General features: G+C 51.2%; 12 protein-coding genes. 11 read left to right on the forward strand and 1 reads right to left on the reverse strand.

The annotated features are described in order from the left end of the window. Positions 1-5 precede the first annotated feature (5 nt). From flgL to OMQ46_RS15210, 8 genes are read left to right on the forward strand one after another with little or no spacing between them, the layout of a single operon-like run. Positions 6-911, forward strand: coding sequence for a flagellar hook-associated protein FlgL (flgL, locus tag OMQ46_RS15175; protein WP_266238269.1), 906 nt, complete (start codon positions 6-8; stop codon positions 909-911). Positions 912-937: 26 nt separating this feature from the next. Further along, positions 938-2,002, forward strand: a complete 1,065-nt coding sequence (locus OMQ46_RS15180; protein ID WP_266238271.1) for a CDP-glycerol glycerophosphotransferase family protein — start codon at positions 938-940, stop codon at positions 2,000-2,002. Between the two features lie 2 nt (positions 2,003-2,004). After that, complete coding sequence (locus OMQ46_RS15185; protein WP_266238273.1) at positions 2,005-2,523, forward strand: adenylyl-sulfate kinase; 519 nt, start codon at positions 2,005-2,007, stop codon at positions 2,521-2,523. Further along, complete coding sequence (locus OMQ46_RS15190; protein WP_266238275.1) at positions 2,523-3,086, forward strand: hypothetical protein; 564 nt, start codon at positions 2,523-2,525, stop codon at positions 3,084-3,086. The genes OMQ46_RS15185 and OMQ46_RS15190 overlap by 1 nt, the downstream gene beginning before the upstream one ends. Beyond that, positions 3,083-3,817 carry a formyltransferase family protein gene (locus tag OMQ46_RS15195; RefSeq protein ID WP_266238277.1) on the forward strand — a complete coding sequence of 245 codons (735 nt, stop codon included), beginning with the start codon at positions 3,083-3,085 and terminating at the stop codon, positions 3,815-3,817. The genes OMQ46_RS15190 and OMQ46_RS15195 overlap by 4 nt, the downstream gene beginning before the upstream one ends. Further along, positions 3,798-6,188 carry a PEP/pyruvate-binding domain-containing protein gene (locus OMQ46_RS15200; RefSeq protein ID WP_266238279.1) on the forward strand — a complete coding sequence of 797 codons (2,391 nt, stop codon included), beginning with the start codon at positions 3,798-3,800 and terminating at the stop codon, positions 6,186-6,188. The genes OMQ46_RS15195 and OMQ46_RS15200 overlap by 20 nt, the downstream gene beginning before the upstream one ends. After that, positions 6,181-6,837 carry a gamma-glutamyl-gamma-aminobutyrate hydrolase family protein gene (locus OMQ46_RS15205; protein ID WP_266238281.1) on the forward strand — a complete coding sequence of 219 codons (657 nt, stop codon included), beginning with the start codon at positions 6,181-6,183 and terminating at the stop codon, positions 6,835-6,837. The genes OMQ46_RS15200 and OMQ46_RS15205 overlap by 8 nt, the downstream gene beginning before the upstream one ends. Further along, the gene (locus OMQ46_RS15210; protein ID WP_266238282.1) at positions 6,834-7,586 is read left to right on the forward strand and encodes a phosphocholine cytidylyltransferase family protein; all 753 of its coding nucleotides are present in this window, start codon (positions 6,834-6,836) and stop codon (positions 7,584-7,586) included. The genes OMQ46_RS15205 and OMQ46_RS15210 overlap by 4 nt, the downstream gene beginning before the upstream one ends. A gap of 7 nt (positions 7,587-7,593) precedes the next feature. Here the strand turns inward: OMQ46_RS15210 and OMQ46_RS15215 are convergent, their stop codons facing one another. After that, complete coding sequence (locus OMQ46_RS15215) at positions 7,594-8,592, reverse strand: hypothetical protein (RefSeq protein ID WP_266238283.1); 999 nt, start codon at positions 8,590-8,592, stop codon at positions 7,594-7,596. Positions 8,593-8,782: 190 nt separating this feature from the next. Between OMQ46_RS15215 and OMQ46_RS15220 the strand changes: the two genes are divergently transcribed. The 3 genes from OMQ46_RS15220 to OMQ46_RS15230 are packed head-to-tail and all read left to right on the forward strand — an operon-like array spanning position 8,783 to position 10,798. After that, on the forward strand, positions 8,783-9,286 hold the full coding sequence (locus OMQ46_RS15220) for an acyltransferase (RefSeq protein ID WP_266238285.1): 504 nt from the start codon (positions 8,783-8,785) through the stop codon (positions 9,284-9,286). Beyond that, complete coding sequence (locus OMQ46_RS15225) at positions 9,276-9,689, forward strand: sugar 3,4-ketoisomerase (RefSeq protein ID WP_266238287.1); 414 nt, start codon at positions 9,276-9,278, stop codon at positions 9,687-9,689. Before OMQ46_RS15220 ends, OMQ46_RS15225 begins: the two co-directional genes overlap by 11 nt. Beyond that, positions 9,686-10,798: a DegT/DnrJ/EryC1/StrS family aminotransferase gene (locus tag OMQ46_RS15230; RefSeq protein ID WP_266238289.1), complete on the forward strand. Its 1,113-nt coding sequence runs from the start codon at positions 9,686-9,688 to the stop codon at positions 10,796-10,798. The genes OMQ46_RS15225 and OMQ46_RS15230 overlap by 4 nt, the downstream gene beginning before the upstream one ends. Positions 10,799-10,831 lie beyond the last annotated feature (33 nt).

Here is a 10,831-nt window from a genome sequence, read left to right on the forward strand (position 1 = left end):
TCGTTATGCGTATATCCACTAATTACATTCAGCAACAAAGTGTCGAGGACATGCTGCGTCAGCAGACGGAGCTGGCCAAAACCCAGCAGCAGGTTTCGACCGGTGAGCGTCTTCTGACGCCCTCTAATGATCCTGTCGCGGCGGTCAGAATTCTCGGTATTGATCGTGATTTGAATCTCACTGAGCAATATCAGGGTAATGCCGATGTGGCGGAGAATAAACTCAGTGTGACTGATGGTGTCCTCACCAGCGCCTCAAATATCATGCAGCGTATACGCGAACTGGCAGTGCAGGGCCTGAATGACTCCAACGATGCGAATGCCCGTGCCGGTATTGCTGAGGAAATCAACCAGCTCAATCAAAGCCTGTTGAGCCTGGCCAATACGACGGATGCCAATGGCGAATACCTTTTTTCCGGTTATCAGTCCAATACCAAGGCTTTTAACCCGACCACCTATGCCTACAACGGCGACGATGGTCAGCGAAATGTGCGCGTGGGAGGTGGTTATCTGGTGGAAGTCAGTGAGCCCGGTGATCAGATTTTTGTCAGTACCAACCTGGATGGTAATACCCAGGCGATATTTCAGACCATCGATGATTTTGCTACCGCGCTGAATAACAATAATGTGTCGGTTGCCCCGAATAACGGCGATTTTCTCTCCAATATGGATACAGCCATGGAGCAGGTCTTTGGTGCCCGCACTGATGTCGGCGCCCGATTGAACGCGATTGATCAGCAACGTGCTGTCAATGAAGCCAGCATTGCCAGCCTGGAAACCAACCGCTCGCAACTGGCTGACCTGGATTATGCTGAAGCGATCACCCGTCTCAACCAGCAGTCTGTTGGCCTGCAGGCCGCTCAGCAGGCTTATGTTAAAGTGCAGGGTTTGTCATTGTTTAATTTCATCTGACGGGTCGCAGAGAAGGGATTTACAGCGTGAAAATTGAGGATTTCGAGATTGCTTTTCTGGTTCATTTCTCGGAAATGTTTAACCATTATGGCCCTGTCTGGAATAAGTTAAAGCGCGAAGACTTCATTATCGTGGTGCACGGTACGGAGTTTGAAAGAGAACGCACGATTGAAGCCTGTGAGGAATACCAGGTTCATTATGTCATGCTGGAAGATGTGCTGGCAGAAGGGCATCGCTTTCCATTCATGGTCTCCAACCACGCCATGCATCAATTCAATGGCCGCCCCCTGATCGAGGCGATTGCTGAGAAAAATATTCGCTTTATGTATGCGTTGGGCAAAGCCCGCCACAATTTTTCCGCCTGGAACAACAGCTATGATCTGTTTCTGGGCTTTGGTCCTTTTCATCAAGAACAACTGGCCCGATTCGACGCACCGGTGGTGCAGATGGGCTACCCGCGTTATGACATTTTCTTCAATGGCCTGCCGGATCTGACGCCACTTACGGAGCAGCTCCAACTGGATCCTGATAAAGAGACCCTGTTGTGGTTGCCGACCTGGCGTGAACTCTCTTCTGTTCCTGCCTATGCCGAAAAGATGGCCGGGCTTGCAGATGAATACAACATCATCGTCAAACTGCATCCGCTGACCCAGGAAGAAGAGCCGGAAATTATTGATTTGCTGGCTCCTTTGCCATTTACTGCGGTTATTACCTCAGTGATTGATAATGTTTACCTGTTTGCACTGGCAGATAAAGTGATCTGCGATTACGGCGGTACCGCCTTTGGGGCGATTTATCTGGATAAACCGTTGCTGCTGCTTAACCTGCCGGATGCACAGCAGGACCCGCTGGCCGGTGCCGGTTCCCCTGATCTCATGCTGAGAAATGATATTGTCAGCCTTGATACCGGGAGCTTTCATATGATCAGTGATGTGCTCAATAATGAGGCGATCTGGCAACAACAGCAGCAACGGCGTGAACAACTGCGGGCTTATTATTTCGCGCCGAATTATGGCCATGCTTCCGAGGTTGCTGCCAAAGCGATTCTGGAGGCGAGTGACATCATCCAGCGAGAGGGGCTGACAGCGTAATTATGGTTATCTGGATTGTCGGTCTGTCAGGCGCAGGTAAAACAACTATCGGTAAAGCCGTCTATGAAAAATGGCGGCAGAAGACACCCAATACCGTGTTGCTGGATGGCGATCAGTTGCGACAGGTCTTTGCTCACGATAATCAAAAAACCGATTACAGCATTGAAGGGCGCCGGGTAAACGCGCAGCGTGCTATCGGCCTGTGTCAGCTGCTCGACAGTCAGGGTATCAATGTTGTCTGCTGTTTGCTGTCAATTTTCGAGGACCATCGGCAGCATAATAGAAACACACTGAGTGCTTATTTTGAGGTGTTTGTTGATGTGCCCATGGCAGAACTGATTGCACGTGATGACAAGGGTCTATATCAGTCTGCCCTGGATGGTGAGACCCACAATGTAGTGGGGGTTGATATTCCTTTTGACCGGCCTCAAAACCCTGATCTTGTTATCGAAAACAGTCATCAGCAGGCTGATATCGAAGCCTATGCTGAGTCGATTCTCAGTTTGGCGGGCATCCACTGATGTTCAGCGACAACATTTATCCCTATGCGCAGGGGCCATTGCTGGAGCAGCCCAACACCTACTTCTACACGGCCTTTCACGGCAGCACTTTTCTGGAGGCCTGGCAACAGAGCCGTTCACTGGTTTCCATGCCCGGTAGTAGCAACCGACCCTCAGCCGATATTGCTCAATGTGACCCTGCAGGTAAAGACATCGTCACCCGCAACCTGTTACTTGATCTGTTGATTCAGCAGGCCGATCAAACATACTGGTGGCCGCGGCTGATTAAAAAATTTGAAGTCAAAAAAAGACTGTTTTCTGTCTACCAGTCTGAACCGCCGCATCGACCCGTGACCGATAGTGGCTATCAGGATCTGGATAACTATCTGCTTTTTGCCGAATGGCTCGCTACCAGTTATCAATATCAGCCCAGGCTGCAATTACTCAATACGCTGCTTAAAGTGATGGATACACTGGTATCACAGCAAAAAGAGCTCTCACCTACACAACTGCGTCACCTGGCCTGGCTGCTTGAACAGGAAAAGACCTGTGTCAGCCAACTGCAACAAAGGCTGATGCTATGAGTCGTACGACGGGTTTTATTGTACTGTGCGCCCCGACGGCGCGCTCACAAGCTTATCTGCAAGCCATCAGTGCAGATGGACTCACACCTGAGCATGTCGTTGTTTACGGTAATGCCCGCCCCCGAAACCTGACGCAGGATACCCGTGGTCATGCTCTATCATTACCTCAGACCGACTTCACTATCCCACTCAGTCAAACCATTACAGATGCCGGTTGGCAGGCAAGTTATATCGACGATGAGGCTATCGGGGGCGATGAAGTCATTGAGCGACTGGTGGAATTATCTCCGGCACTAACGGTTTTTTCCGGCTTCGGCGGACAGCTGGTACCGGAGAGAGTGCTGGCAGTGTCAGGCCCGCTTTTACACATCCATTCCGGCTGGTTACCGGATTATCGCGGCAGCACCACACTCTATTACAGCTTGCTGGAGCAGGGATATTGCGCCGCATCAGCGCTGCTTTTAACACAAGCTATTGATAACGGCCCGATCCTGGCCCGTAAAACTTATCCCGCACCTGCTCAACATTCGGATATCGACTATGCCTATGATTGTGCAATACGGTCGGACTTGCTGCTGACGGTGCTGAAACACTATGTCCTTGAGGGTTGTTTACCCGATCCCATTGCGATTGAGGAGGAAGGAGAGATGTTTTACGTCATTCATCCTCTGCTCAAGCATCTTGCCATTTTGTCTTTAGAGGAGACAGCAGATGCTGGCGATAGCCTTTGATTTCGGTACCAAGGCGGAAACGCTGGAAAATTTGCAGGGCAGCCTGAGTCAAAGTCAGCTGTTACCACAATATTTTTTCTCCTGCGAACAATGGCAGCAATCCCGCGACAGTGTCCTGGCTGCCATAGTTGAACGTTTTGCTGGTGATACGCTGGCTGTGCGAAGCAGCGCACAGGGGGAAGATGGTGAGGCAAGTTCGATGGCGGGTGCCTATGACTCTGTTCTCAACGTCAGGGCCAGTGACCATCAAAGCCTGATTGCAGCGGTCCAGACCGTGGTCGACTCCTATTCCGGCAATCCCCTTGATCAGGTGCTGGTGCAGCCGATGTTGTCGGATGTAGCGCTCAGCGGTGTGGTGATGACCCACGACATTGAAACCGGGGCGCCCTACTATGTGGTCAGTTACGATGATGAGAGTGGCCGCACCGATACCATTACTGCCGGTAACGGGGTCAACAAAACGGTGCTGTTACATCGTGAATATGAACCGGATTTAATTGAATCTACCCGCATCAGGGCTATTCTTCACGGTGTCCATGAACTGGAACAGGTGTGCGGTAATGTGCCGCTGGATATCGAATTTGTGCTCACCGCGTCAGGTGCACTATTTGTCCTCCAGGTGCGCCGGATTGCCCTGCATAAAACCTGGCATCCGGTCACTGAACGCCGAACTTCACGCAAACTGACGTTTATTGAAAACTTTATTAAACAACGCTCGGCACCGAGGAACAATCTGCTCGGAGAACGAACCATTCTCGGGGTGATGACCGACTGGAATCCGGCGGAAATTATTGGTGTGACCCCCAGGCCCCTGGCGGTATCCCTGTATCGTGAGCTGGTCACAAGTGAAATCTGGCGCGATGCCAGGGCGACCATGGGTTACCGCGCTTTGCCTGCTGAAGAGTTGATGGTAGTGATTGACCACCATCCCTATATCGATATCCGTAACAGCTTTAATTCCTTCCTGCCAGCGCCACTCCCGGACAGCATCGGTGAAAAGCTGATCAATGCCTGGTTGGACCGACTGGATCATCGGCCGGAACTGCATGACAAGGTTGAATTTGAGATTGCCGATACTTGTCTCGATGTCGACTTTGAAAAGCACTTTAAACAGCGTTATCCGAACCTGCTGAGTGATGAAGAGCTGACGGTTTATAAAACTGAGCTGCAGACATTAACCAATACACTACTGGATTGCACTGAACACGGTAATCTCAAGCAATCTATGGCACAAGTTGACACCTTGGTATCTCGCCAGCAGCAACGAAGCCGGATTGATCTGGAGCAGACGGAAGACCCGTTGCAACTGGCAATTGAGTTGGTGGATGAATGTCGACATTCCGGCACCTTTCCCTTCGCCTGTCTGGCAAGGCATGGGTTTATGGCAGAAGCATTGCTCCGTTCGCTGGTGCGCGCCGGGGCTATCACGGCCGATCGCGTTGCCCAGCTCAAGCATGCAATCCATACGGTGACCAGTGATTTGGTCGTCGATTTTCAAATGGCTGCGCAGGAACCGTCATTGATACCGGCATTTCTCGGTAAATATGGTCACCTGCGACCCGGTACCTACGATATTACTTCCCTGCGTTATGACGAAAGCCCGGATCTGTTTAGTAACCAGACCAGCACAAAAGCAAAATCGACACAGCGTGACTTTGATTACACTGCTGAGGAGCAAGCGGCGATTGATAAAATGCTGGCCGACGCCGGACTGAAGCTGAATGCTTCAGCATTGTTTGTCTATGCCGAGCTAGCCATCAAAGGCCGTGAACTGGGCAAATTTGTGTTCACCCGCAGCTTGTCTGATGCACTCTTCTGTCTGTCGCGTTGGGGGGAGATGAGTGGGCTGTCACGCGAAGATGTGTCTTACCTTGACTGGGGAGATATCAAGAGCAGCGCTATTGCACCGGTACTCGATTTCCAGGATCGCTATTTTCTCGATAAAGCGGCTGAAGCAGAAAAGAGTCTGCGGGCGGCGTTACCTCTACGGTTGGGGTATTTATTGCGTGATGCGCGTGATGTCTTTGTTATCCCGGTCAATCGTCATGAGCCGACCTTTATCACCAATGAATCCATTAGCGGTGAGACCGTCCTGCTGGATGCTAAATCCTCAGCCTCTCAGTCGCTGTTTAACAAAATTGTCTGTATTAAAAATGCCGATCCCGGCTTTGACTGGATTTTTACCAAGGGCATTCGGGGGCTCATCACCCAGTTTGGCGGTGCCAATTCACATATGGCGATACGGTGTGCCGAATTTGGCATTCCGGCGGCGATCGGTTGTGGTGAGCAGACGTTTGGTCGTATGGTTAAAGCCGGTAATGTCATGCTGAACTGCCACAACCGGACCTTACAACCCAGAGCTCATGGCTGAGAAAAAAATCATCGGTATCAGTATGCGTGTTGTCAAGGCAACAGGCTATCAGGAGCCTCGCGATGCACTGGCACATGACTGGTACCCCTTTCTGGACTGGGTGCTGGGGGCGCGGGCAACATGGCTGATGATCCCCAACCTGGGCGACAAGGCTGTCCGTGATTTTGTCAGGGCGCAGCGAATTGATGGACTGATTTTGTCGGGCGGTAACGATATTGGTGACAGTCCGATTCGGGACGAGACAGAAACCGCGCTTATTGAGCATGCTTTGGAAAATAATATGCCTTTGGTGGGAATCTGCCGTGGGTTGCAACTACTCTGGCGATATTTTGGTGGCGCATTGAGTCCAGTACCGGCGGAAATGCACATTGCGAAACGCCACCTGGTGTATCCGACAGCTGAATGGGAAGCGTTGACGGGGGAAAACACCCCTTGTGAAGTCAACTCCTTTCACACGATGGGGCTGTCACAAAAGAGCAGTCCGGAAGCATTGAGCGCGCTGGCCACCACCAGCGAGCAGCAAATTGAGGCCGTGAAACATTCGCAGGCCCCTATGCTTGGGCTGATGTGGCATCCTGAACGTGAACAGCCCTATGCGGATCATGACAAACATTTATTACAGACTTTTTTATTAGGTAATCAAGATTGAAAGGGATCATTCTCGCAGCCGGAAGAGGCTCAAGACTAAACCGACTCACTGCCGATAAGCCCAAACCGTTGGTTGAACTCGCGGGAAAGCCGCTATTTGAATGGCAACTTTCGGCGATGCAGCAGGCCGGGATCAGGGATGTCACAGTGATAACAGGCTATCTCGGTGAGCAGTTTGAAGGCTTCCCGGTCAACCGTATTCATAATCCATTCTGGGATAAGTCGAATATGGTCAGGACCCTGCTCCAGGCAGATGAACTGCTCCAGCACGAGGCGTGTATTGTTTCCTACGGCGATATTCTTTATCACCCCGACTGGGTCAAGCAGTTGAATGAATGCCCGGCGGATATTGCTATCAGCTATGATAAAGACTGGCTGGCACTCTGGTCACAACGATTCGATGAGCCATTATCTGATGCCGAGAGCTTTCAAAGTGAAGGCGGGTATCTGACCGATATCGGGCGGCAAGTCACTGACCTGGCTGATATCGCCGGACAATACATGGGCCTCTTGTTATTCCGGCCGCATGGCTGGCAGCAGCTTAAAAACCTGCTGAAAGACTACAGCGCTACCGAGATCGACAAGCTGGATATGACCACCCTGTTATCACGCCTGCTGAAAAGTGGTGTCTCTATCGCCACGGTCGCGGGATCCGGGCGTTGGCTGGAAGTAGATGATCCGGATGACCTGGCTTTTTACGAAAAAAGATTGAGCAGTCACGCGGACTGGAAACACGACTGGCGTCATTAAACCGTCGCTAGGCTGCTGTCGCCGATTGCCAGGATGTCCATAGTGTTTCCAGCTCGGGACGCTGCTTAAACAGTTTGTCATAGTCGGTGCTCAACTCAGACTGCATGCGTTGAATCAGCGCTGGTGGTAAGTCTCTGACCCACTGATGTTCTATACTTTGTTTGATGAAGTGATAGACCGTCTTCCAGGTTGGCAGAATTTCCTCTTCAAGCGCTTGTTGCAGGATATTTTCGCGAAGCAGGTATTCACGCAGTTTAACTGGCAGACCAAGCCATTGCGCCTGAGTCGTGATCAGCGCCAGTGCCACTTCCTTGTCCTCTTTTCCCAGTACTGGCAGCGTGTGGCGGCAATGAGCAATCTCAACATGATACGACCGACCCAGTAGCCCGGCTTTGTCGGGATCATGTATGTCAAGTTTCAATGGCAGCCGGTAGCCATATAGTTCAAGGTCAGTGACTGAGAATTCCAGTGCTCTCTGTAGCAGGCCGTGAAAATCTCTTTTGAAAAACGGTGTACAAAACTGCGCATCGACATCCAGAAGTTCATAAAGTTGTCTCATGGTGGCGTCGACTTTATTCGGCCACATTTCACTGCCGTCAACTAACTGGTAATGGTCAAAATCTGCTGCGAACCGTTGTCCCTGCGCATGATAAAACAGTCTTGGTTTGAGCCAGTCATAGACTTCTTCGGGGCTCCGTATGGGCACGTTTTCGCGGTAACCTGGCAGTTTAAGTTGTGCTGCGACATCTTTGAAAACGTTCATTTGAATGTAACGTTTGTGAGAGGCCGTAATCACATCAATCGGATCCCTCACCAATTGCAGAAACAGCCGGTTTTTGCACAGTTTTGCGACACGCTGGGGGATGTTTTCTTCAAGCTGAACCCTTGCGTGAAGCAGAAAGCCATGCTGATATTCATTAGGCCAGCCGGGGAAGTACTCAGGTGAAATTAATATCTCATCCTGCTGACTCTCGAAGGCGCGATCGACCAGTTCTCGGTCAGGCATGTTAATTGCTGGATGAGCACGCAGAAACTCATTCAGGGCATGACCTGCCGCGGTCGAACTTTGTAGTATGAAAAAATCGTATTGTTTGCTGTCCATGGCGAAACCAGTAAAGTACGGGAAAGAATACTTTGCAGGATCTGTTCCAGCACAGCTTCGACAATAGCTCAGTCAACAGAGATAAAGATAAAAGATGGCCGATACATTGATTCATTCCCACGCACTGGTGGAGGCACCGGATAATATTGGTGACGGCAGCCGAGTCTGGGCTTTTTGCCATATTCTTCCCGGCGCAACGATCGGCCGTGATTGTAATATCTGCGACCATGTTTTTATCGAGAACGACGTTGTGGTCGGGGATAGAGTGACAGTGAAATGCGGGGTGCAGTTATGGGATGGTCTAAGAGTCGAGTCTGATGTATTCATCGGCCCTAATGCCACTTTCACCAATGACCCTTTCCCGCGCAGCAAGGTTTATCCAACAGAATTTCCGCAAACGCAGCTGCGTCAAGGTGCGTCAATCGGCGCCAATGCGACGATTCTGCCTGGACTTACGATTGGCCAGCATGCGATGGTCGCTGCAGGCGCTGTTGTGACCAGGGATGTTCCAGCCTATGCGCTGGTGGCTGGTAATCCGGCCCGGATCGTGCGTTATTTAAACCAGGCGACAACACAGGAACAAGACCATGTCGATTGAGCGATGTCGGATTATCGATTTGCCCCGGATCCATGACCCCCGTGGCAACCTGACCTTTATTGAGAGTGATAACCATATCCCTTTTGATATCAAGCGGGTGTATTACACCTATGATGTCCCGGGTGGCAGCGAACGCGGGTCTCATGCGCACAAGCAGTTGCAACAACTCATTGTGGCCATGTCGGGGAGCTTTGATGTGGTGCTTGATGATGGCAAACAGCAAAAGCGCTTCCATCTCAACCGTTCTTATTATGGTCTCTATGTGCCGTCAATGATGTGGCGGACGATTGATAATTTTTCTTCCGGCTCTGTATGTATGGTGCTCGCCTCCGAGCTTTATGACGAGCATGATTACTTCAGAGACTATGATGAGTTTGTGGCAGCAGTGAAGGACAAAAAATGAGGGCACTGCCGTTTCTTGATCTCAGTCTGACCCATCTTCAATGCCGTGAAGAACTGGACCAGGCCTACCAGCGAGTCATGAAGACTAACTGGTTTATCATGGGGCAGGAACTGGCCGCCTTTGAGGCAGAGTTTGCCGCCTACTGCCAATCACAGCATTGTATCGGTGTCGGGAATGGCCTTGATGCCATCGTTTTGATTCTCAAAGCCATGAACATCGGTCCGGGTGATGAGGTCATCGTACCGGCCAATACGTTTATTGCCACCTGGCTGGCAGTGGAGCAGGTAGGAGCAAGACCGGTCCCCGTTGAGCCCTCGTCCGCAACCTACAATATTGATCCGTCCCGGATCGAAGCTGCGATAAGTGCCAGAACCAAAGCGATTATTGTCGTCCACCTCTATGGCCAGCCAGCGGAGATGAATACAATCAATCAGCTTGCCCGCGAGCGCGGTTTAAGAGTGATTGAGGATGCGGCCCAGGCGCACGGAGCCCGATATCACGATCAGCCGGCCGGTAGTCTGGCGGATGCAGCAGCGTTTAGTTTTTATCCGGGTAAAAATCTGGGTGCACTTGGTGATGGCGGCGCTGTGGTCACGAATGATCCTGTGTTGGCTGAGACGGTAAGGACCCTCTCTAACTATGGCAGTGCTGAAAAGTATCATCACGATTTGCCTGGTTGTAACTCGCGGCTGGATGAAATGCAGGCTGCGTTTCTGCGGGTGAAACTGAACTGGCTTGATAGCTGGAATGAGGAAAGACGAAACATAGCCAGCTATTACTCTGCGGAATTATCGGCATGCCGTGACCTTATTCTGCCTTCAGTAGAGGATGGAAACAGTCCTGTTTGGCATCTGTATGTGCTGCGAACGCCCCGACGGCAGGAACTGCAGACAGCGCTGCATGAAGCGGAGGTAGGCACCCAGATCCATTATCCCATTCCCCCCCATCTGAGTGGTGCCTTTAACGGTCGTTGGCAAAAAGGGGATTTTCCAGTGACCGAAGCGCTGGCGCAACAAGTGTTCAGTCTGCCGGTTTTCCCGGGATTGCTGGCGCATTATCCGCAGCAGGTGGAACACATGTTGCAGACCATCCGAGAGCATAGTAACTAACATCATTTCTAAATTCAGGACCCGGAGAGGGCA

This window comes from Methylophaga sp. OBS1 (assembly GCF_026319365.1).